Origin of the sequence: Rhodovulum sp. ES.010 (assembly GCF_900142935.1) — a bacterium.
Classification (GTDB): Bacteria; Pseudomonadota; Alphaproteobacteria; order Rhodobacterales; family Rhodobacteraceae; genus Rhodovulum.
This window is the reverse complement of the sequence record NZ_FSRS01000001.1, coordinates 1,973,023-1,993,657: the sequence shown is the minus strand read 5'-3', so window position 1 is coordinate 1,993,657 and position 20,635 is coordinate 1,973,023. Positions and strand designations below refer to the sequence as shown.

Sequence of the window (20,635 nt, the reverse complement as noted above, 5' to 3'; positions counted from 1 at the left end):
GGCGGCGGAAATTGCAACCGTCGTCCCCAAGCCATCTGACCGCACCGCGCCTCCGCTTCAACTATGGATCGGCCCGTCGCCGCAGGCCAGCGCGGCCTCGCGCACCGCCTCGGAATAGGTCGGGTGGGCGTGGCAGGTGCGCGCGAGGTCCTCGGCCGCCGCGCCGAACTCCATCGCGACGCAGATCTCGTGGATCAGATCGCCCGCGGCCGGCCCGATGATATGCGCGCCGAGGATGCGGTCTGTCTCGGCATCGGCGAGGACCTTGACGAAGCCGTCGGCCGCGAAATTGGCCTTGGCCCGGCCGTTGCCCATGAAGGAGAACTTGCCGGTCTTGTAGGCGCGGCCGGCCTCCTTCAGATCTTCCTCGGTCTTGCCTACGGTGGCGACCTCGGGATGGGTGTAGATCACGCCGGGGATCACGTCGTAATTCACGTGGCCCGCCTGGCCCGCGAGGATCTCGGCGACCGCCATCCCCTCGTCCTCGGCCTTGTGGGCGAGCATCGGGCCTTCGATCGCGTCGCCGATGCCATAAATGCCGTCGACCGAGGTCTTGAACCGGCCATCGGTGGCGATCTGGCCGCGTTTCGTGAGGGTCACGCCCAGCGCGTCGAGGCCCAGACCCTGCGTGAAGGGTTTGCGGCCCGTCGCGACGAGCACGACCTCGGCATCGGCCTGGTGCTCGCTGTCGTCCTTGCGCAGCGTGTAGCCGATCTTGACCTTGGTCTTGAGCGCCTCGGCGGACTGGACGGCGGCGCCGGTTATGATCTCAAGCCCTTGTTTTTTCAGAAGGGATCGGAAGCTGCGGGCGATTTCGGCGTCGAGCCCCGGCGTGATCTGGTCGAGATATTCCAGCACCGTCACCTCGGCGCCGAGCCGGGCATAGACCGAGCCGAGTTCCAGCCCGATCACGCCCGCACCGATCACAACCAGCTTTTTCGGCACCTTGGGCAGGCTGAGCGCGCCGGTGGAGGAGACGATGGTCTTTTCGTCGATCTCCACGCCGGGGATCGTCGCAGGCTCGGAACCCGTTGCGATGATTATGTTTTTCGCCTTGTGGGTGGCGTCGCCGACCTGCACCAGCCCGGCTTCGGGGATCGAGGCCCAGCCCTTGATCCAGTCGATCTTGTTCTTCTTGAACAGGAACTCGATGCCCTTGGTGTTCTGGCCGATGGTCTCGTCCTTGTAGGCGAGCATCTGGGACCAGTCCACGGAGGGGGATTTGCCCTTGAGGCCCATCTTCGCGAAATTCTCTTCGGCCTCGTGCAGCATGTGCGAGGCGTGGAGCAGCGCCTTGGAGGGGATGCAGCCGACGTTGAGGCAGGTGCCGCCGAGCGTTTCGCGGCCCTCGACGCAGGCGGTTTTCAGGCCGAGCTGGGCGCAGCGGATGGCGCAGACATAGCCGCCGGGGCCGGAGCCGATGATGATCACGTCATAGCTTGCCATGGGGTCTCCCTTGCCGGTTTGGGCTGTCGGAATTCCATCGGATTTCCATCGGAATTCCATCGGACTTTTATCGGACTTCCGCGAAGCGGGGCAGGGGGGGCGTCTGCCCCCCGCCGCGCCTGCGGCGCGACTCCCCCCGAGGATGTTTGCGGCCAGAAGAAGGTCACAGGAGCGCCGCGAGCGTCATCAGGATCGTGGCGAGAAAGCCCGCGGCCCAGATGATCGACCGGCCGGGCGCCCAGCCGAGGACGTAGGCCGGCACGTAGACAATGCGGGCCGCGAGGTAGGCGAAGGCGCAAAGCGCGGTGAACCAGGTGGATTGGTCCGAGACGGTGACGAGGGTGACGGCCGCGGTGAAGAGGATCAGCGCCTCGAAATGGTTCTGGAAGGCGCGCTGCATCCGGGCGGTGGGGGTGGAGAGGCTGCCGTCGGGCGGCTCGTCGCGGGGGCTGGTGGTGTAGCGGGCGCCGAGCTCGAAATTCGCGGGGATAGCGAAGATCGCGAGTTGCGCGGCCTGGAGCAGGATGGCGAGGGCGAGGGCGGTGAGTTCGGGGGTCATGTCCGGTCGCTAGAGGGTTTGCAGGAAATGGTGGCTGCTGTCGGTGACGCCGGCCCGGCCGGCCATCAGCCGGGCCTCGGTCGCGAGGTACGTTTCGGCCTTGTCGCGGACATTGACCTCGTAGAGCACGAAGATTCGGGTCTCGCGGTCGGCTTCGCGCCAGGCCTGAAGCACGGTGAGGCCGGCATTGCGGCGCTCTTCGGCGGCCTGGTCGAACGCCGCCTTCCAGGCGTCGAAATCGGTCAGGTCGTGGCGGCAGAGGAGTTGCATGGGGCGGGTCCTTGTCACCGATGGTTTGGCGTGAGAGCCGATACCTCTTACGCTTCGAAAAGAGGCGCGCCAGTCAAAACTGCGCTATGATTGGTCGGTGTACAACCCAACCCCTTTTAGAAGCCAGTAACTCGTGGCTTCGTCCAGAAGCTGCGTCTTCCCAGCAAGACCACGAAGATCACCAAACGGGTTCTTATTGGTCTTTTCTTTTACAAACTCACCCAGGTTCGAAATATAAGTGAGCGCATCTGATATTCCTTGCCGGAGATCTGCATCCGAGACGGATTTTCCGTGAATCTGCTTATCTCTGATACCTTCAGCACTTGCAAGTTTTTCCCTGGCGGCGCTGGGTATGTCTTTTCCAAGTACATTTTTGAAAACCTTGCGGAAATATTCTCGTGTAAAATGCTGCTGCTCCAGCGCCTCGTCTGCCTTGGCAGAGTTGCACTTGTGTCGCCGAATCAAACCGCACTTCAGTGCTCTGTGATGTCCTTCCTCCAATTTCATGAAGATATAAGCCAGAGCAATATCGTATTTGTCAGAGCCCGCAAGAAGTCCTTCAAGCTTGTGAAGATAAGATTTCGTATCAGCTGACAATTCGTCGAACTGCTTCTTTAGCGCCTTATAAGATTTTGCCACGTTTAGCCTCCACGACTAAGATGCGTTCCGTCGGCCCCTACCCGATGTTGGGGCTCGACGAACGATCACAAATCCATCAACAGCCGCCGCGGATCCTCCAGCGCCTCTTTCACCCGCACCAGGAACGTCACCGCGCCCTTGCCGTCGACGATGCGGTGGTCGTAGCTGAGCGCGAGATACATCATCGGGCGGATGACGATCTGGCCGCCCACCACCATGGGCCGGTCCTGGATCTTGTGCATGCCCAGGATACCCGATTGCGGCGGGTTCAGGATCGGCGAGGACATGAGCGAGCCGTAGACGCCGCCGTTGGAGATGGTGAAGGTGCCGCCCTGCATCTCGGCCATCGACAGTTTCCCGTCGCGGGCGCGGATGCCAAGCTCGGCGATGCGCTTCTCGATCTCGGCGAAGCTCATCGTGTCGGCGTTGCGGAGCACCGGGACGACGAGGCCGTTGGGGGTGCCGACCGCGATGCCCATGTGGACGAACTTCTTGTAGACGATGTCGGTGCCGTCGATTTCCGCGTTGACCTCGGGCACCTCGGTCAGGGCGTGGCAGCACGCCTTGGTGAAGAAGGACATGAAGCCCAGCTTCACGCCGTGCTTCTTCTCGAAGAGGTCCTTGTATTCCTTGCGCAGCGCCATGACGCCGGACATGTCCACCTCGTTATAGGTGGTCAGCATGGCGGCGGTGTTCTGCGCGTCCTTCAGGCGGCGGGCGATGGTCTGGCGGAGCCGGGTCATTTTCACCCGTTCCTCGCGCTCTGCGTCCTCGGCCGGGATCGGGGCGCGGGCGGCGTCGGGGGCGGGCGCGGGTTTCGGGGCCTCGGCGGGCTTTTCGGCCGGTTTCGGCGCCTCGGCGGCCTTCTGCACGTCTTCCTTCATGATGCGGCCGTCGCGGCCGGTGCCTTTCACGTCGTCCTCCGACAGGCCCTTTTCGGCCATCAGCTTTTTCGCCGAGGGGGCATGTTCGACATCCTTGCCGCCCCCGGCCGGGGCCGCGGCCGGTTCGGCGGGGGGTTCGGGGGCCGCGCCCTTGCCGGAGGTCATGACGGCGAGCTTGCCGCCGGCCTCGACCGTTTCGCCTTCCCGGGCGAGGATTTCGCTCAGCGTGCCCGAGGCCGGGGCCGGGACCTCGACCGAGACCTTGTCGGTTTCCAGTTCGCACAGCATCTCGTCGCGGGCGACGGGGTCGCCGGCCTGCTTGAACCAGGTGGACACGGTGGCCTCGGTCACGCTTTCGCCGAGCGAGGGCACCATGACGTCGATCTTCTCGCCCTCGCCCTCCGAGGCGGCTTCCTCGGGCACGCTGCGGCCCTCGTCGGCGGGCGCCTTGGCCTTCTTCTTGCCCTCGGCGGGCTTGCCCGCGCCTTCGGAGATGGTGGCGAGCAGCGCATCGACCGACACGGTCTCGCCCTCTCCGGCGACGATTTCCGACAAGGTGCCTGCGGCCGGGGCGGGGACCTCGACGGTGACCTTGTCGGTCTCGAGCTCGCAGAGCATTTCGTCGGCCGAGACCGCGTCGCCGGGCTGCTTGAACCAGGTGGCGACGGTGGCCTCGGTGACGCTTTCGCCCAGGGTGGGCACGCGAACTTCTGTGGACATGAACGATTACCCTTCGATTGTCAGCGCGTCGTCGACGAGCGCGGCCTGCTGGGCCTTGTGCTGGCTGGCGAGCCCGGTGGCGGGCGAGGCGGCGGCGGGGCGGCCGACATAGCGCGGCCGGTTGTGCTTGGCGTCGATCCGGCCGAGCACCCATTCGAGATTCGGCTCGATGAAGGTCCAGGCGCCCTGGTTCTTGGGCTCTTCCTGGCACCAGATCATCTCGGCCTCCTTGAAGCGTTCGAGCTCCTTCACCAGGCTGAGCGCGGGGAAGGGATAGAACTGCTCGATCCGCATGAGATACACGTCGTCGATGCCGCGGGCGTCGCGTTCTTCCAGCAGGTCGTAATAGACCTTGCCCGAGCAGAGCACCACGCGCCGGACCTGGTCGTCGGGCTTCAGCGTGAGGTCGGACGAGCGGTGGGTTTCGGCGTCGTCCCACAGCACCCGGTGGAAGCTGGAGCCGGTGAGGAACGCCTTGGCCTCGGACACCGCGAGACGGTGGCGCAGCAGCGATTTCGGCGTCATCAGGATCAACGGCTTGCGGAAGCTGCGGTGAAGCTGACGGCGCAGGATGTGGAAGTAGTTCGCCGGCGTCGAGCAGTTGGCGACGATCCAGTTGTCCTCGGCCGACATCTGCAGGAAGCGTTCCAGCCGGGCCGAGCTGTGTTCCGGCCCCTGGCCTTCGTAGCCGTGGGGCAGCAGCACGACGAGGCCCGACATGCGCAGCCACTTGCGTTCGCCCGAGGAGATGAACTGGTCGAACATGATCTGCGCGCCGTTGGCGAAATCGCCGAACTGCGCCTCCCACATCACCAGCGCGTTGGGTTCGGCGAGGCTGTAGCCGTATTCGAAGCCCAGCACCGCATATTCCGAGAGCATCGAGTCGATGACCTCGTAGCGGGCCTGGCCCTTGCGGATGTGGTTGAGGGGGTAATACCGCTCTTCGCTGTCCTGGTTGATCAGCGCGGAATGACGCTGCGAGAAGGTGCCGCGCGTGCTGTCCTGGCCCGACAGCCGCACCGGGTAGCCCTCGGTCAGCAGGCTGCCGAAGGCCATCGCCTCGGCGGTCGCCCAGTCGAAGCCCTTGCCGCTGTCGAACATCTCCTTCTTGGCCTGGAGCAGGCGGCCGACCGTGCGGTGCAGCGCGAAGCCCTCGGGCACGGTGGTCAGCGCCTGGCCGAGCGCCTGCATCGTGTCCTCGGAAATCGCGGTATCGCCGCGCTGGTAGTCGTCGCCGCCGCCGCGTTCGATATGCGACCAGCGGCCATCCAGCCAGTCGGCCTTGTTGGGCTTGTATTCCTTGGCCGACTCGAACTCGTCGTTCAGGTGCGACTGGAACGCGGCCTTCATGTCCTCGATCTCGCCCTCGGGGATCAGCCCGTCGGCGACCAGCCGGTCGGTATAGAGCTGCAGCGTCGTCTTGTGCTTCTTGATCTTGTTGTACATCAGGGGGTTGGTGAACATCGGTTCGTCCCCCTCGTTGTGGCCGAAGCGGCGATAGCAGAACATGTCGATCACCACGTCCTTGCCGAACTTCTGGCGAAACTCGGTGGCGACCTTGGCGGCGTGGGTCACCGCTTCGGGGTCGTCGCCGTTGACGTGGAAGATCGGTGCCTCGACCATCAGCGCGATGTCGGTGGGATAGGGGGACGAGCGCGAGAAATGCGGCGCGGTGGTGAAGCCGATCTGGTTGTTCACCACGATATGGATGGTGCCCCCGGTGCGGTGCCCGACGAGGCCCGACATGCCGAAGCCCTCGGCCACCACGCCCTGGCCCGCGAAGGCCGCGTCGCCATGCAGCAGCACCGCGACCACCTTCTTGCGGTCGTAATCCCTCATCTGCGACTGCTTGGCCCGGGTCTTGCCCAGGACCACCGGGTTCACCGCCTCAAGGTGGCTGGGGTTCGCCGTCAGCGACAGGTGCACGACATTGCCGTCGAATTCCCGGTCCGAGGACGCGCCGAGGTGGTATTTCACGTCGCCCGAGCCGTCGACATCCTCGGGCTTGAAGCTGCCGCCCTGGAATTCGTGAAAGATCGCCTTGTAGGGCTTGCCCATCACGTTGGCCAGCACCGACAGGCGCCCGCGATGCGGCATGCCGATGGCGATTTCCTCAAGTCCCAGCGCACCGCCGCGCTTGATGATCTGTTCCATCGCCGGGATCAGCGCCTCGCCGCCGTCGAGCCCGAAGCGCTTGGTCCCCATGTACTTGACGTGCAGGAACTTTTCGAAGCCCTCGGCCTCGACCAGGCGGTTCAGGATCGCCCGGCGCCCCTCGCGGGTGAACTTGATCTCCTTGCCGTAGCCCTCGATCCGCTCTTTCAGCCAGGCGGATTGCTCGGGGTCGGAGATGTGCATGTATTGCAGCGCGAAGGTGCCGCAATAGGTGCGCTTCACGATGGCGAGGATCTCGCGCATCGAGGCGACCTGCAGGCCCAGCACGTTGTCGATGAACACGGGCCGCTCCATGTCGGCCTCGGTGAACCCGTAGGAGCCGGGGTCGAGTTCCGGGTGCGGCGTGGGATTGCGCATCCCCAGCGGGTCGAGATCGGCGACCAGATGGCCCCGGATGCGGTAGGCCCGGATCAGCATCAGCGCCCGGATCGAATCCAGCACCGCGCGCTTGACCTCGTCATCGGTGACCGCGACGCCCTTTTCCTGGGCCTTCTCGCGGATCTTCTCCTCGGTGGCCTTGGCTTCCTTTTCCACGGGCAGGCCGGGCCATTGCCCGTCGAGCGCGGCGGTGATCTCGTCGCTGGGCGCCGGCGGCCAGTCGCGCCGCGCCCAGCTTGGCCCGGCGGCCTCGCGCTTGACCGACACCTCGTCGTCGCCGAGTTCGGCGAAGAAGCGCCGCCACTGTTCGTCCACCGCGTCGGGGTCGTTGGCGTAGCGGGCGTAGAGCTGTTCGACGTATTCGGCGTTGTGTCCTTGCAGGAAGGACGAGTTGTGAAAGGTTTCGTTCGCGCTTTGGTCGGTCATTCTGGTCCTCCCGACGTTCCCGTGCCCCGTGGCCCGACCGGGGGCCGCGGGGCCTGTCATGCGGTTATGCCTCGATGGCTTTCAGCACGGCCTCGCCCAGTTTCGCGGGGCTGTCGGCCACCACGATGCCGGCGGATTTCATCGCCTCGATCTTGTCCTCGGCGCCGCCCTTGCCGCCGGCGACGATAGCGCCCGCATGGCCCATGCGGCGGCCCGGGGGCGCGGTGCGGCCCGCGATGAAGCCCGCGACGGGTTTCTTGCGGCCGGCCTTCGCCTCGTCCTTGAGGAACTGGGCGGCCTCTTCCTCGGCACTGCCGCCGATCTCGCCGATCATGATGATGGATTCGGTCTCGTCATCGGCGAGGAACCATTCCAGCACGTCGATATGCTCGGTCCCCTTGATCGGGTCGCCGCCGATGCCGACGCAGGTGGATTGGCCGAGGCCGACATCGGTGGTCTGTTTCACGGCCTCGTAGGTGAGGGTGCCGGAGCGCGAGACGACGCCGACCGAGCCGCGCTTGTGGATATGGCCGGGCATGATGCCGATCTTGCAGGCGTCGGGCGTGATGACGCCGGGGCAGTTGGGGCCGACGAGGGTGGAACTGGAGCCTTCGAGGGCGCGCTTGACGGTCATCATGTCGAGCACGGGGATGCCCTCGGTGATGCAGACGATCAGCGGGATCTGGGCGTCGATGGCTTCGAGGATCGAGTCCGCTGCGAAGGGCGGGGGGACGTAGATGACGGACGCGTTCGCCCCGGTCTGCTGCACCGCCTCGTGGCAGGAGTTGAAGACCGGCAGGTCCAGATGCGTCTGGCCCCCCTTGCCCGGCGTCACGCCGCCGACCATCTGCGTGCCATAGGCGATGGCCTGTTCGGAGTGGAAGGTGCCCTGAGAGCCGGTGAAGCCCTGGCAGATGACCTTGGTTTCCTTGTCGACGAGTACGGCCATATTTCCTAGTCCCTGAATAGCGCGACATAAGGGCTGTAGCGAAAGAGACGATCTCTTTCCCGCCCGGTGATTTCTTCGAGAAGCCCGAGTTCGCAGAGCCGCGCAACGAGCGTGTTTGCGTTAGCAAAACTGCGCTGTATGACGTTCGAGGCGGAGTTGATCGATATGACCGGCACCTTGAACATGTGATCAAGCAGGTGAGCGGCGCTGCCTGCCTGGGCTCTGGACAACTTGCCGGCAATAAGCGCTCTGTGATCCTCGCGGAGCCTGAGAATAGCGCCCGCCGTTCTGGCGCCTTCCCGCGCGACGTCTCTAACCCCCCGCAAAAAGAAGTTGACCCAGCCTTCCCAGTCCCCGCGATCTCTTACGCCTTGAAGCCTCTCGTAGTATTCGCTCTTATAGCGTTTGAAGAAATGAGAGATGTAGAGGCTCGGTTCTTCCAGAATGTCCTTTTCGCAAAGCAGAAAGGTGATCAGGAGGCGACCGAGGCGGCCGTTGCCGTCCAAGAACGGGTGGATGGTTTCGAACTGGGCGTGAACGAGAGCGATTTGGATGAGCACCGGCAGTTCGGGTTCGGAGTGGATGAACCGTTCCAGATCTGAAAGCGCGGCGTTTAGCGGATCGCCCGGAGGTGGGGGGACGAACAGTGCGTCGTAGAGGTCTGTTCCCTCCCGACCGATCCAGTTCTGGATCGTCCTGATTTCGCCGGGGTTCCGGTTCTGGCCACGCACGCCCCGCATCAGTTCGCAATGGACCTCGCGGATTAGTCGCACAGAGACCGGCAGGCGTTCGATGGCTCCGAGGCCATGGTTCAAAGCCCTGATGTAGTTGACGACTTCTTCGACGTCGTCAGGGTTCTCGGCCTCCTGAATGTCGTTCTCAAACTGAATGATGTCTTCAAGCGACGCTTGCGTTCCTTCGATCTGGGACGACAGCAACGCTTCCTTGCGAACATACATCAACAGGAACAATTCGGTATCCGGTAGTGTCTGCGTCACGGCATCAAGGCGGCCTAAGGCGCGATCGGCGTCAGAGAGGAGGCGCCACGTCTCCGGAGTGAACGCAATACCGGGGTCAGGTGGCAACGGTGCAGGGAAGAACGCCTTGTAGTTTCCGGGCTGAGCGCGGTACTCGCCTGCCCTCTGGGATGAATTGTTTAGACTGAGGTTCATGTCGTTGTTTTCGACTTCGTGCCCTGCATCATACATGGTGAGTTCTTGTTATCACATTTTCCATAATTCGATAATAAGCTCCGCTTGCAGGGGCACGTTACTATCAGAAGCGATCACCCCTTCACCGCCTTCACGATCTTCTCGGCCGCATCCGACAGATCATCCGCCGCGATCACGTCGAGGCCGGAGCCGTTGATGATCTCCTTGCCCTTCTCGACATTGGTGCCTTCGAGCCGGACGACCAGCGGCACCTGAAGGCCCACCTCTTTCACGGCGGCCACGACGCCCTCGGCGATCACGTCGCAGCGCATGATGCCGCCGAAGATGTTCACCAGGATGCCTTTGACGTTCTCGTCCGAGGTGATGATCTTGAACGCCTCGGTCACCTTTTCCTTGGTCGCGCCGCCGCCGACGTCGAGGAAGTTGGCGGGCTCCGAGCCGTAGAGCTTGATGATGTCCATCGTGGCCATGGCAAGCCCCGCGCCATTGACCATGCAGCCGATCTCGCCATCCAGCGCGATGTAGTTCAGGTCGTATTTCGACGCCTGGAGTTCCTTGGGGTCCTCCTCGGTCTCGTCGCGCAGGCTGAGGATGTCGTCATGCCGGTAGAGCGCGTTGGAATCGAAACCCATCTTGGCGTCGAGGCATTTCAGCTCGCCCGTGTCGGTCACGATCAGCGGGTTGATCTCCAGCATCTCGCAATCCTTCTCGACGAACAGCTTGTAAAGCGTGCCCATCAGACGGACGCATTGCTTGACCTGCTGGCCCTGGAGCCCCAGCGCAAAGGCGATGCGGCGGCCGTGGAAACCCTGGTAGCCGGTGACGGGATCGACCGCGAAGGACAGGATCTTGTCGGGCGTGGAGGCGGCGACCTCCTCGATGTCCATGCCGCCCTCGGTGGAACAGACGAAGGCGATGCGGCTGGTCTGGCGGTCCACCAGAAGGGCGAGGTAGAGCTCGCGCTCGATGCCCGAGCCGTCCTCGATATAGACCCGGCCGACCTGCTTGCCCGCGGGGCCGGTCTGGTGGGTGACGAGCGTGCGGCCCAGCATCTTGCGGGCCTCCTCGGCGGCCTCGCCCACGGATTTCGCCAGCCGCACGCCGCCCTTTTCGCCCGCGGCTTCCTCGATGAACCGGCCCTTGCCGCGGCCGCCGGCATGGATTTGCGCCTTGACCACCCAGAGCGGGCCGTCGAGCTCTCCGGCGATGGTCTTGGCCTCTTCGGCGCGGGTGACGACATGGCCGTCCGAGACCGGCGCGCCGTAGCTGCGCAGGAGCGCCTTGGCCTGGTATTCGTGGATGTTCATCGAGCTGTCCCGTGCTGGTCCGATTTCCGACCTCATAAGCACGGAACCGGGTGCGACGAAACGCCTTTCGGGTCGAGCCGGCGGCATTCCGCGATGTTTTTGGCGTTTGTGATCACGCATTTCGCAGCTGTGATCACAAAGCTGCGGAAAATCGCGGGCGGCGCCTGCGGCGGCGGCGTGGCGGCGCGTGCGGGCAGGCGGGCGCGCGGCACGGGACGCGCCGCGGCGCGCAGCAAGCGCAGGGCGTTTTCGGCTCGGACCCTGGGGGGAGGCGTCGGTTCGGTGGGCGGAGGGATGCCCGGCGACGCGAAAAGGGCCGCGCAGCGCGCGGCCCCGGGTCACCCTGGGCGCATGGCGGTCAGGCCAGCGTCTCGTCGATCCCCTTGCAGGCCTCGACTAGACCGCGGACCGCGCCCACCGAATTGTCGAACATCTCCTGCTCCGCCTTGTCGAGCTTGATCTCGACGATGCGTTCGATCCCGCCCGCGCCGATCACGGTCGGCACCCCGACATAGAGGCCCTTGAGACCGTAGGCGTTGTCCACCCAGGCGGCGCAGGGCAGCAGGCGCTTCTGGTCCTTGAGGTAGGCCTCGGCCATCTCGATGGCGCTGGTCGCCGGGGCGTAGAAGGCCGAGCCGGTCTTGAGCAGGCCCACGATCTCGGCCCCGCCGTCGCGGGTGCGCTGCACGATGGCGTCGAGCTTTTCCTTGCTGGTCCAGCCCATGTCGACCAGGTCGGGCAGCGGGATGCCGCCGACGGTGGAATACTTGACCAGCGGCACCATGGTGTCGCCGTGGCCGCCGAGGACGAAGGCGGTGACGTCCTTCATCGAGACGTTGAATTCGAGGCTGAGGAAGTGGCGGAAGCGCGCGCTGTCGAGCACGCCGGCCATGCCCACGACCTTTTCGGCGGGCAGGCCGGAATACTGCCGCAGCGCCCAGACCATCGCGTCCAGCGGGTTGGTGATGCAGATGACGAAGGCGTTCGGCGCGTTGTCGCGGATGCCTTCGCCCACGGCCTTCATGACCTTGAGGTTGATGCCCAGGAGGTCGTCGCGGCTCATGCCGGGCTTGCGCGGCACGCCGGCGGTGACGATGCAGACATCCGCGCCGGCGATGTCGGCGTAGTCGGTCGTGCCCTTCAGCCGCGCGTCGAACCCTTCGGAGGGGCCGGATTCGGCGATGTCGAGCGCCTTGCCCTGCGGCACCCCATCGGCGATGTCGAAAAGCACGACGTCGCCCAGTTCCTTGATCGCGGCGAGATGGGCGAGCGTGCCCCCGATCTGTCCCGCACCGATCAATGCGATCTTGGGTCTGGCCATGTTGAACTGTTCCCCTGGTCTGTTGGTTCCGGCCGGATGGGTAGTGCCTCGCCGCGCCCCGCGCAAGGCTGCCGCGATGCAGCGCGGGCGCCGCGCGCGGTTCCGCCGGCCCCCGCGATCGGCTAAGGGGCTTGTGGGCACAAGCGTTTTGCGGGGCGGGCCGGTGATCTCGTTCGACCTGGCGTTCTTTGCGGTGGCGGTCCCGGCGGTCCTGTTCGCCGGCATTTCGAAGGGGGGCTTCGGCTCGGGCGCGGCGTTCGCCGCGCTCGCGGCGCTGGCGCTGATTCTGGAGCCGGCGGTGGCGCTGGGCCTGACGCTGCCGCTTTTGATGCTGATGGATGCGTTCACGCTGCGCCCCTACTGGCGGCGCTGGCACTGGCCCTCGGCGCGGCTGCTGATCCTGGGCGGGCTGCCCGGCGTGGCGCTGGGCGCGGTGCTCTACCGGGTCGCCGAGCCTGACGTCTTTCGCGTGCTGATCGGGGCGGTGGCGCTGGGCTTCGTGGGCTTCCAGGGCGCGGTGCGGCTGCGGCTGCTGCCCGCGCGCGCCCGGCCGTTTTCAGCCGCGACGGGGCTGGCGGCGGGCGTGGCCGCGGGGTTCACCAGTTTCGTCGCCCATGCGGGCGGGCCGCCGGTGGCGGTCTATCTGCTGGCGCAGGGGATCGGCAAGACCGCCTACCAGGCGACCACTGTCATCGCGTTCTGGGCGATCAACCTGTTCAAGGCCGTGCCCTACGGCTTTCTCGGCATCTTCACCGCCCAGACCCTGCTGGCCGACCTGGTCCTCGCCCCGGTGGCGTTGCTCGGGGCGTGGCTCGGGGTGCGGGCCCATCACGTCGTGTCGGAGCGGCTGTTCTTCGGGGTCACCTATACCGCGCTCGGCGTGATCGGGGTGAAGCTGATCTGGGACGGGGTGACCTGAGGCGGCTCAGGCGCCCTCGCCGGGGATCAGGCTTTCGGCGAGCGCCTCGTAGGCCTCGCCGCTGGCGATCAGGCAGGTCACGCCCGCGGGCGTGGTGCCGGTGATCGTCCAGGTCCCGGTCTGAAGGTTGGCGAAAAGCTCCACCACCGCGTTGTTCGCGGCGAGCCCCGCCGCCTGGCGCGATTCGCCGTAGCGCTCGGCGAGGATGTCGAGCACCGCCCCGCGCGGGCCGCATTGGCGCGCGGTCTGCGCGGGGGCGAGGGCGGGGGCGGTCAGGATGATGGCGGCGAGGGACAGGGCAAGGCGGCGCGGCATCGGGCTACTCCTCGGGGAAATCGGGGCGTCGCGGTCAAGCCTGCGCGAGAAGCGGCAACAAATCCCTAGAGCGGCGCACGGTGGCTTTCTGCGATGCAGCAAAAATGGGCTTGCGGAATCTGTCCCGTCCGTGTTGGTTTGCGCAACAAAATGATTCAGGGAAGCAACAGATGGATCCGCGCGCCCGCCCGTTCCGCTCCGTTCTCTACATTCCGGGTTCGAAGGCCCGCGCCCTCGAAAAGGCGCGGACCCTGCCCGTGGACGCGATCATCTTCGACCTCGAGGATGCCGTCGCCATCGAGGAAAAGCCCGCCGCCCGCACGCTTCTGGCCGAGACGCTGGCCGGCAACGATTACGGGACGCGCTACCGGATCGTGCGGGTGAACGGGCTGGAGACCGAGTGGGGGCACGATGACCTCGCGGCGATCCGCCGCGCGGGCGCGGATGCCGTGCTGCTGCCCAAGGTGGAGACCACGGCGCAGCTGGATGCGCTGGCCGAGGCGGTGCCCGGCGTGCCGCTCTGGGCGATGATGGAAACGCCCAAGGGCATCCTGAACGCCGACGCGCTGGCCGCCCACCCGCGGCTGGAAGGGTTCGTGATGGGCACCAACGACCTGGCCAAGGAAATCGGTTGCCGCGCCCGCCCCGACCGCCTGCCGCTGATGGCGAGCCTGACGCATTGCCTGCTGGCGGCCCGCGCCCATGGCATCGTCGCGGTCGACGGGGTCTACAACGCGTTCCGCGACGAGGACGGGCTGCGCGACGAGTGCGAGCAGGGGCGCGACCTCGGCTTCGACGGCAAGTCGCTGATCCACCCCGCGCAGGTCGCGGTGGCCAACGAGTCCTTCGCGCCGACCGAGGAGGAGATCGATCTGGCGGAGCGGCAGATCGCGGCCTATGACGAGGCGGAACGGGCCGGGCAGGGCGTGGCCGTGGTGGATGGCCGCATTGTCGAGAACCTGCATATCGTTACGGCACGGGACACCCTCGCCAAGGCGGGGAGGATTGCGGAACTGGAGGCTGCGTCATGATCCAACTCATTCTCGGCGTGCTCCTGTGGAGCGCTGCGCATCTGTTCAAGCGCCTGGCCAAGGGGCCGCGGGCACAACTGGACGAGACCCTGGGCGCGGTGCCCGCGAAGATCGTGTTCGCGGTCGTGCTGCTGCTGTCGGTGGTGCTGATGGTACTCGGCTATCGCGGCAACACGGCGCCGGTGCTTTACACGACGCCCGGCTGGCTGGTGCACGCCAACAACGCCCTGATGCTGCTGGCGGTGGCGTTCTTCGGGATCAGCAATTCCAAGAGCCGCGCGCGCCAGCTGTTCCGGCACCCGCAGCTCTACGGGTTCTCGACCTGGGCGGTGGCGCACCTGCTGGTCAACGGCGACCTGGCGTCGGTCGTGCTGTTCGGCGGGCTGTTGATCTGGGCGCTGGCCGAGATCGTCGTCATCAACCGGCAGGCCCCGGTCACCCATTGGCGGGGCGGCAGCCTTGGCGGCGATATCCGCCTCGCGGTGATCTCGGTCGTCGTCTATCTGGCGATCATGGGGATCCATGCCTGGCTGGGCGTCTGGCCGCTGCCGGTGTCGGGCTAGGCATGCGGGCCTACCGCCTGCTGACGGGGGAAGATACCGCCGTGTTCTGCCACAAGGTGACCGAGGCGCTGGCCATGGGCTGGGAGCTTCACGGCTCCCCGGCCTATGCCCACGACCCGGTGACGGGCGTGATGCGCTGCGCCCAGGCGGTGGTGAAGGACATTCCGGGGGACTATGCCCCCGATCTCAAGCTGGGAGAGTTGTGAGGCGATGGTGAAGACCAATCCGGGCCGGTTTTTCGAGGATTACGAGGTCGGGCAGGTGATCGCGCATGCGGTGCCCCGGACGCTGTCGGGGGGCGAGCGGGCAGTCTACCACGCGCTCTACCCGGCGCGGCACGCGCTTTATTCCTCGGATGCCTTCGCGCAGGCCTGCGGGCTGCCCGCCGCGCCGATGGACGACCTGATCGCGTTCCACACGGTGTTCGGCAAGACGGTGCCCGATATCAGCCTGAACGCCATCGCCAATCTCGGCTATGCCGAGGGGCGCTGGCACCGGCCGGTCTGGCCCGGCGACACGCTGCGGTCCGAATCCGAGGTGATCGGGCTCAAGCAGAACTCCAACGGCAAGTCGGGCGTGGTCTGGGTACGGACGCGGGGCCTGAACCAGAAGGACGAGCTGGTGCTGGACTATGTGCGCTGGGTGATGGTGCGCAAGCGCGACCCCGAGGCGCCCGCGCCCGAGACCGTCCTGCCCGAACTGGCGGCGGCGGTGGACCCGGCCGACCTGGTGGTGCCCGGGGCGCTGAATTTCACGGGCTACGATTTCACCCTGGCCGGCGAGCCGCATCGCTGGGGCGATTACGAGGTCGGCGAAGTGATCGACCATGTCGACCGCGTGACCGTCGAGGAAGCCGAGCACATGCAGGCCACGCGGCTGTGGCAGAACACCTCCAAGGTGCATTTCGACGCGACGCTGCGCGACGACGGCAAGCGGCTGGTCTATGGCGGGCATGTCATCAGCCTGGCGCGCGCGCTGTCGTTCAACGGGCTGGCGAACGCACAGATGATCGTGGGCCTGAACGGCGGCGCGCATGCCAACCCGTGCTTCGCCGGCGACACCGTGGCCGCATGGTCGGAGGTGCTGGACAAGGCCGAGACGGGGGCGCCCGGCATGGGCGCGCTGCGGCTGCGGCTCGTGGCGGTCAAGCCGGGCGGGGAGCCGGGCGCGCTGAAGGGCGCGGACGGGAAATACCTGCCGCATGTGCTGCTGGACCTGGACTACTGGGCGTTGATTCCGCTCTGAGGTTTTGTGATCACATGCTGGCCGGGCGTGATCACATAAGCGGAAAATTTGAAACGCACGGCGGAAAATCGTCGCGCAGGCCCCGTGCAAGCCGTGACACGGCCGTCAAAACCGTTATCACATCGGGCGACAGCAGCGCCCCAGGACGAGAGGGATACCATGGCTGACTTCAACCGCGGAAACCGGCCGCTTTCCCCGCATCTCCAGGTCTACCGCCCGCAGATCACCTCGGTGACGTCGATCCTCACGCGGGTCACCGGCAACGCGCTGATCGTGGCCGCGGTTCTGATCGTGTGGTGGTTCCTCGCCGCGGCCTCCGGGCCCGAGGCCTTCGCCCGCGCCGACGGCGTGCTGACCTCGTGGATTGGCGATCTCGTCCTGTTCCTGTCGGTCTGGGCGCTATGGTACCACACGCTGGCCGGTATCCGGCACGTGATCTGGGATGCCGGGCGCGGGCTGGACCTGGGGACCGCCGAGAAGCTGGGCTGGGCCGTGATCGGCGGGTCGGCCGGTCTCACGATCCTGACCGTTATCATCGTCTGAGGGGGCCGAGATGCGCTATATCACCGATTACAAGCGGGCCGTCGGCCTGGGCGCGGCCAAGGCCGGGACCGAGCATCACTGGTTCATGATCGTCAGCGGCGTGGCGCTGGTGGTGCTGGTCGCCGCCTTCGTGCTGATCTTCGGTTCGGCGCTGGGCTCCTCGCATGAAGAGGTGGTCGCCACCTTCTCGCGCCCGTTCCCGGCGCTGGTGGCGCTGCTGACGATCTGGGTCGGGATGCTGCATTTCCGCAAGGGCGCCCAGACCGCGATCGAGGACTATTCCCGCGGCGTCACGCAAAAGGCGCTGCTGATCGTCAATATCTGCCTCAGCTACACGATCATGGCGGCGGGGCTTTACGCGGTGATCCGCATCGCGATCTGAGGACGGAGAGCAGGGCACATGGCCGCTTACGAATACGAAACGCATGAATACGACGTTGTGGTGGTCGGTGCCGGCGGCGCGGGGCTGCGCGCCACGCTGGGCATGGCCGAACAGGGGCTGCGGACGGCCTGCGTCACCAAGGTCTTCCCGACCCGGTCGCACACGGTGGCCGCCCAGGGGGGCATCGCCGCGAGCCTGGGCAACATGGGGCCCGACCACTGGCAGTGGCACATGTACGACACCGTCAAGGGCTCGGACTGGCTGGGCGACACCGACGCGATGGAATACCTCGCCCGCGAGGCTCCCAAGGCGGTCTACGAGCTGGAGCATTACGGCGTGCCGTTCTCGCGCACCGAGGCGGGCAAGATCTACCAGCGCCCCTTTGGCGGCCACACCACCGAGTTCGGCGAGGGGCCGCCCGTGCAGCGCACCTGTGCCGCGGCCGACCGCACGGGGCATGCGATCCTGCACACGCTCTACGGCCAGTCGCTGAAGCAGAAGGCCGAGTTCTTCATCGAGTATTTCGCCATCGACCTGATCATGTCCGAGGACGGGCAGTGCCAGGGCGTGGTGGCGTGGAAGCTGGATGACGGCACGATCCACGTCTTCGCCTCCAAGATGGTGGTGCTGGCCACGGGGGGCTACGGCCGCGCCTATTTCAGCGCGACCTCGGCCCATACCTGCACCGGCGACGGCGGCGGCATGGTGGCCCGCGCGGGGCTGCCGCTGCAGGACATGGAGTTCGTGCAGTTCCACCCCACGGGCATCTACGGCGCGGGCTGCCTGATCACCGAGGGCGCGCGCGGCGAGGGGGGGTATCTGACCAACTCGGAAGGCGAGCGGTTCATGGAACGCTACGCGCCGACCTACAAGGACCTCGCCTCGCGCGACGTCGTCTCGCGCTGCATGACGATGGAGATCCGCGAGGGCCGCGGCGTGGGCGAGCACAAGGACCACATCCACCTCAACCTCAGCCACCTGCCGCCCGAGGTGCTGGCCGAGCGGCTGCCCGGGATTTCCGAATCCGCCCGCATCTTTGCCGGCGTGGACGTGACCAAGGAACCGATCCCGGTGCTGCCGACGGTGCATTACAACATGGGCGGCATCCCGACCAACTACTGGGGCGAGGTGCTGAACCCCACGCCCGACCATCCCGACCGCGTGGCCCCCGGCCTGATGGCCGTGGGCGAGGCCGGCTGCGCCAGCGTCCACGGGGCGAACCGGCTGGGGTCCAACTCGCTGATCGACCTGGTGGTGTTCGGCCGGGCCGCGGCGATCCGGGCCAAGGACGTGGTCGACCCCAAGACCGCCGTGCCCGCGCCGAACCAGGCCTCGATCGACGCCGCGCTTGCGCGCTTCGACGGGCTGCGCCACGCCGCGGGCCACGTGCCGACGGCGGAACTGCGGCTGGAGATGCAGAAGACCATGCAGGCCGATGCCGCGGTGTTCCGCACCGACAAGACCCTGGCAGACGGCTGCGAGAAGATGGCGAAGGTCGCGGGCAAGATGGACGACATCAAGGTCACGGACCGGTCGCTGATCTGGAACTCGGACCTGATGGAGACGCTGGAGCTGACCAACCTGATGCCCAACGCGCTGGCCACGGTGGTCAGCGCCGAGGCGCGCAAGGAAAGCCGCGGCGCCCATGCCCACGAGGACTACCCGGACCGCGATGACGAGACCTGGCGCAAGCACACGCTGGCCTGGATCGAGGGGCCGGAGGTGCGGCTCGCCTACCGTCCGGTGAAGGTCGAGCCGCTCTCGACCTCCGAGGAGGGCGGCATAGATCTCAAGAAGATCGCGCCCAAGGCGCGGGTCTACTGAGGAGACGGAAATGGTTGAACTGACGCTCCCGAAGAATTCCAAGATCCGCACCGGCAAGACCTGGCCGAAGCCCGAGGGCGCGACCAATCTCCGCAAGTTCCAGATCTATCGCTGGAACCCGGACAGCGGGGAAAACCCCCGCGTCGACACATATTTCGTCGATCTCGACAAGTGCGGGCCGATGGTCCTGGACGCGCTGATCAAGATCAAGAACGAGATCGACCCGACGCTGACCTTCCGCCGCTCCTGTCGAGAGGGCATCTGCGGGTCGTGTGCGATGAATATCGACGGGACCAACACGCTGGCCTGCACGCTGGGGATGGACGAGATCGACGGGGACGTGAAGATCTACCCCTTGCCGCACATGCCTGTGGTCAAGGACCTGATCCCGGACCTGACGCATTTCTACGCCCAGCATGCCAGCGTCATGCCCTGGCTGGAGACCTCGACCAACGAGCCGGCCAAGGAATGGCGCCAGTCGCCGGAGGATCGCAAGAAGCTGGACGGGCTATACGAGTGCATCATGTGCGCCTGTTGCTCGACGGCCTGCCCGTCCTACTGGTGGAACGGCGACAAGTATCTGGGCCCGGCGGCGCTGCTGCATGCCTATCGCTGGATCATCGACAGCCGCGACGAGGCCACGCCGGAACGGCTGGACCAGCTGGAAGACCCGTTCAAGCTCTACCGCTGCCACACCATCATGAACTGCACGAAGACCTGCCCGAAATCGCTGAACCCGGCCAAGGCGATCGCGCAGATCAAGAAGATGATGGTCGAGCGCGCGGTCTGAGCCGATGGGCGAGGGCGGGCTTCCCGGCGCGCTTCTTCTGGCGGCGCTGGCGGGGGCCTCGGCGCCGGTTGGCGCGTGGCTTGCGACGCGCGACGGCGTGCTTCCCGGCTGGCTGCGCGAGGAATTCCGCCACACGGTGACCGCCTTCGGCGGCGGCGCGCTGATCTCGGCGGTGGCGCTGGTGCTGGTGCCCGAGGGGTCGGCCGCGCTGCCTGCCGCGGCCGCGCTTGCCGCCTTCGCCGCCGGGGGCTTTGCGTTCTTCCTGCTGGATCGTGCGCTGGAACGGCGTGGCGGCCATGTGGCGCAGTTCATGGCGATGCTGCTCGACTACCTGCCCGAGGCGATGGCGCTGGGCGCGATGCTGGGCGGTGCGCCCCGGACCGCCGCCCTGCTGGCGTTCCTGATCGCCCTGCAGAACCTGCCCGAGGGATTCAACGCCTGGCGCGAGATGCATCGCGGGAGGGCGACAAACCCCCGTCGCCTCGCGCTGCTGTTCGGGCTGATGCTGCCCGCGGGGATGGGGGCGGCCTGGCTGGGGGTCGCGGTGCTGGCCGAGGCGCAGGCGGCGCTGGGGGCGGTCATGCTCTTCGCCGCGGGGGGCATCCTGTATATCGTGTTCGAGGACGTCGCGCCGCAGGCCCCGCTGGACCGGCACTGGTCCCCGCCGCTGGGCGCGGTCGCGGGATTCCTGCTGGGGCTTGCGGGGTATCTCGCAACTGGATAGCGCGCCGAGCCTTGCGCGTGCAGCATGGCGAGAATCGCAATCCGTGGGGTGTG

At 66.3% G+C, this 20,635-nt stretch carries 21 protein-coding genes; 10 read left to right on the top strand and 11 right to left on the bottom strand.

Going from position 1 to position 20,635, the window contains the following annotated elements:
* Positions 1–57 precede the first annotated feature (57 nt).
* The 10 genes from lpdA to mdh form a co-directional block, all read right to left on the bottom strand.
* Complete coding sequence (lpdA, locus tag BUR28_RS09695) at positions 58–1,446, bottom strand: dihydrolipoyl dehydrogenase (RefSeq protein WP_074219930.1); 1,389 nt, start codon at positions 1,444–1,446, stop codon at positions 58–60.
* A 163-nt stretch (positions 1,447–1,609) separates the two neighbouring features.
* Positions 1,610–2,005 (bottom strand): MAPEG family protein, encoded by a 396-nt coding sequence (locus tag BUR28_RS09690; RefSeq protein ID WP_074219929.1) that lies wholly within the window; start codon positions 2,003–2,005, stop codon positions 1,610–1,612.
* A gap of 9 nt (positions 2,006–2,014) precedes the next feature.
* A complete protein-coding gene (locus BUR28_RS09685) occupies positions 2,015–2,275 on the bottom strand; it encodes a hypothetical protein (RefSeq protein WP_074219928.1) in 261 nt (86 codons plus the stop codon).
* 84 nt (positions 2,276–2,359) lie between these two features.
* Positions 2,360–2,914, bottom strand: coding sequence for a hypothetical protein (locus tag BUR28_RS19435; RefSeq protein WP_139307547.1), 555 nt, complete (start codon positions 2,912–2,914; stop codon positions 2,360–2,362).
* 65 nt (positions 2,915–2,979) lie between these two features.
* Entirely contained in the window at positions 2,980–4,518 is a 1,539-nt protein-coding gene (gene odhB / locus BUR28_RS09680; RefSeq protein ID WP_074219927.1) for a 2-oxoglutarate dehydrogenase complex dihydrolipoyllysine-residue succinyltransferase, read from the bottom strand.
* 6 nt (positions 4,519–4,524) lie between these two features.
* Entirely contained in the window at positions 4,525–7,497 is a 2,973-nt protein-coding gene (locus tag BUR28_RS09675; protein ID WP_074219926.1) for a 2-oxoglutarate dehydrogenase E1 component, read from the bottom strand.
* Positions 7,498–7,561: 64 nt separating this feature from the next.
* Positions 7,562–8,446, bottom strand: coding sequence for a succinate--CoA ligase subunit alpha (sucD, locus tag BUR28_RS09670; protein WP_074219925.1), 885 nt, complete (start codon positions 8,444–8,446; stop codon positions 7,562–7,564).
* A 5-nt stretch (positions 8,447–8,451) separates the two neighbouring features.
* On the bottom strand, positions 8,452–9,654 hold the full coding sequence (locus BUR28_RS09665) for a Fic family protein (RefSeq protein ID WP_217693515.1): 1,203 nt from the start codon (positions 9,652–9,654) through the stop codon (positions 8,452–8,454).
* Positions 9,655–9,731: 77 nt separating this feature from the next.
* Complete coding sequence (gene sucC / locus BUR28_RS09660) at positions 9,732–10,925, bottom strand: ADP-forming succinate--CoA ligase subunit beta (protein WP_074219924.1); 1,194 nt, start codon at positions 10,923–10,925, stop codon at positions 9,732–9,734.
* A gap of 358 nt (positions 10,926–11,283) precedes the next feature.
* Complete coding sequence (mdh, locus tag BUR28_RS09655; protein WP_074219923.1) at positions 11,284–12,246, bottom strand: malate dehydrogenase; 963 nt, start codon at positions 12,244–12,246, stop codon at positions 11,284–11,286.
* A 163-nt stretch (positions 12,247–12,409) separates the two neighbouring features.
* Between mdh and BUR28_RS09650 the strand changes: the two genes are divergently transcribed.
* Positions 12,410–13,165 (top strand): sulfite exporter TauE/SafE family protein, encoded by a 756-nt coding sequence (locus BUR28_RS09650; RefSeq protein WP_074221591.1) that lies wholly within the window; start codon positions 12,410–12,412, stop codon positions 13,163–13,165.
* A 6-nt stretch (positions 13,166–13,171) separates the two neighbouring features.
* On the opposite strand, the gene BUR28_RS09645 is transcribed toward BUR28_RS09650, so the two are convergent.
* Positions 13,172–13,480 (bottom strand): hypothetical protein, encoded by a 309-nt coding sequence (locus BUR28_RS09645; protein WP_074219922.1) that lies wholly within the window; start codon positions 13,478–13,480, stop codon positions 13,172–13,174.
* A gap of 170 nt (positions 13,481–13,650) precedes the next feature.
* On the opposite strand from BUR28_RS09645, the gene BUR28_RS09640 reads away from it, so the two are divergent.
* The 9 genes from BUR28_RS09640 (at position 13,651) to BUR28_RS09600 (ending at position 20,582) form a co-directional block, all read left to right on the top strand.
* Positions 13,651–14,511, top strand: a complete 861-nt coding sequence (locus BUR28_RS09640; protein WP_074219921.1) for an HpcH/HpaI aldolase/citrate lyase family protein — start codon at positions 13,651–13,653, stop codon at positions 14,509–14,511.
* Positions 14,508–15,074, top strand: coding sequence for an NnrU family protein (locus tag BUR28_RS09635; RefSeq protein WP_074219920.1), 567 nt, complete (start codon positions 14,508–14,510; stop codon positions 15,072–15,074). Before BUR28_RS09640 ends, BUR28_RS09635 begins: the two co-directional genes overlap by 4 nt.
* A 2-nt stretch (positions 15,075–15,076) precedes the next feature.
* Entirely contained in the window at positions 15,077–15,280 is a 204-nt protein-coding gene (locus BUR28_RS09630; RefSeq protein WP_074219919.1) for a DUF1737 domain-containing protein, read from the top strand.
* Positions 15,281–15,284: 4 nt separating this feature from the next.
* Complete coding sequence (locus BUR28_RS09625) at positions 15,285–16,319, top strand: MaoC family dehydratase (RefSeq protein ID WP_074219918.1); 1,035 nt, start codon at positions 15,285–15,287, stop codon at positions 16,317–16,319.
* A 159-nt stretch (positions 16,320–16,478) separates the two neighbouring features.
* Positions 16,479–16,862 carry a succinate dehydrogenase, cytochrome b556 subunit gene (gene sdhC, locus BUR28_RS09620; protein ID WP_074219917.1) on the top strand — a complete coding sequence of 128 codons (384 nt, stop codon included), beginning with the start codon at positions 16,479–16,481 and terminating at the stop codon, positions 16,860–16,862.
* 10 nt (positions 16,863–16,872) lie between these two features.
* Positions 16,873–17,244: a succinate dehydrogenase, hydrophobic membrane anchor protein gene (sdhD, locus tag BUR28_RS09615; protein ID WP_074219916.1), complete on the top strand. Its 372-nt coding sequence runs from the start codon at positions 16,873–16,875 to the stop codon at positions 17,242–17,244.
* Between the two features lie 18 nt (positions 17,245–17,262).
* Positions 17,263–19,068: a succinate dehydrogenase flavoprotein subunit gene (sdhA, locus tag BUR28_RS09610; RefSeq protein ID WP_074219915.1), complete on the top strand. Its 1,806-nt coding sequence runs from the start codon at positions 17,263–17,265 to the stop codon at positions 19,066–19,068.
* A 10-nt stretch (positions 19,069–19,078) separates the two neighbouring features.
* The gene (locus tag BUR28_RS09605; RefSeq protein WP_074219914.1) at positions 19,079–19,858 is read left to right on the top strand and encodes a succinate dehydrogenase iron-sulfur subunit; all 780 of its coding nucleotides are present in this window, start codon (positions 19,079–19,081) and stop codon (positions 19,856–19,858) included.
* A 4-nt stretch (positions 19,859–19,862) separates the two neighbouring features.
* A complete protein-coding gene (locus BUR28_RS09600; RefSeq protein ID WP_074219913.1) occupies positions 19,863–20,582 on the top strand; it encodes a ZIP family metal transporter in 720 nt (239 codons plus the stop codon).
* Positions 20,583–20,635: the final 53 nt, after the last annotated feature.

What these genes read in the sequence shown, in the direction of transcription:
- lpdA (WP_074219930.1), bottom strand. Translation starts at nt 1,446, where the DNA reads ATGGCAAGCTATGACGTGATCATCATCGGCTCCGGCCCCGGCGGCTAT.
- BUR28_RS09690 (WP_074219929.1), bottom strand. Translation starts at nt 2,005, where the DNA reads ATGACCCCCGAACTCACCGCCCTCGCCCTCGCCATCCTGCTCCAGGCC.
- BUR28_RS09685 (WP_074219928.1), bottom strand. Translation starts at nt 2,275, where the DNA reads ATGCAACTCCTCTGCCGCCACGACCTGACCGATTTCGACGCCTGGAAG.
- odhB (WP_074219927.1), bottom strand. Translation starts at nt 4,518, where the DNA reads ATGTCCACAGAAGTTCGCGTGCCCACCCTGGGCGAAAGCGTCACCGAG.
- BUR28_RS09675 (WP_074219926.1), bottom strand. Translation starts at nt 7,497, where the DNA reads ATGACCGACCAAAGCGCGAACGAAACCTTTCACAACTCGTCCTTCCTG.
- sucD (WP_074219925.1), bottom strand. Translation starts at nt 8,446, where the DNA reads ATGGCCGTACTCGTCGACAAGGAAACCAAGGTCATCTGCCAGGGCTTC.
- BUR28_RS09665 (WP_217693515.1), bottom strand. Translation starts at nt 9,654, where the DNA reads ATGTATGATGCAGGGCACGAAGTCGAAAACAACGACATGAACCTCAGT.
- sucC (WP_074219924.1), bottom strand. Translation starts at nt 10,925, where the DNA reads ATGAACATCCACGAATACCAGGCCAAGGCGCTCCTGCGCAGCTACGGC.
- mdh (WP_074219923.1), bottom strand. Translation starts at nt 12,246, where the DNA reads ATGGCCAGACCCAAGATCGCATTGATCGGTGCGGGACAGATCGGGGGC.
- BUR28_RS09645 (WP_074219922.1), bottom strand. Translation starts at nt 13,480, where the DNA reads ATGCCGCGCCGCCTTGCCCTGTCCCTCGCCGCCATCATCCTGACCGCC.
- BUR28_RS09640 (WP_074219921.1), top strand. Translation starts at nt 13,651, where the DNA reads ATGGATCCGCGCGCCCGCCCGTTCCGCTCCGTTCTCTACATTCCGGGT.
- BUR28_RS09635 (WP_074219920.1), top strand. Translation starts at nt 14,508, where the DNA reads ATGATCCAACTCATTCTCGGCGTGCTCCTGTGGAGCGCTGCGCATCTG.
- BUR28_RS09630 (WP_074219919.1), top strand. Translation starts at nt 15,077, where the DNA reads ATGCGGGCCTACCGCCTGCTGACGGGGGAAGATACCGCCGTGTTCTGC.
- BUR28_RS09625 (WP_074219918.1), top strand. Translation starts at nt 15,285, where the DNA reads ATGGTGAAGACCAATCCGGGCCGGTTTTTCGAGGATTACGAGGTCGGG.
- sdhC (WP_074219917.1), top strand. Translation starts at nt 16,479, where the DNA reads ATGGCTGACTTCAACCGCGGAAACCGGCCGCTTTCCCCGCATCTCCAG.
- sdhD (WP_074219916.1), top strand. Translation starts at nt 16,873, where the DNA reads ATGCGCTATATCACCGATTACAAGCGGGCCGTCGGCCTGGGCGCGGCC.
- sdhA (WP_074219915.1), top strand. Translation starts at nt 17,263, where the DNA reads ATGGCCGCTTACGAATACGAAACGCATGAATACGACGTTGTGGTGGTC.
- BUR28_RS09605 (WP_074219914.1), top strand. Translation starts at nt 19,079, where the DNA reads ATGGTTGAACTGACGCTCCCGAAGAATTCCAAGATCCGCACCGGCAAG.
- BUR28_RS09600 (WP_074219913.1), top strand. Translation starts at nt 19,863, where the DNA reads ATGGGCGAGGGCGGGCTTCCCGGCGCGCTTCTTCTGGCGGCGCTGGCG.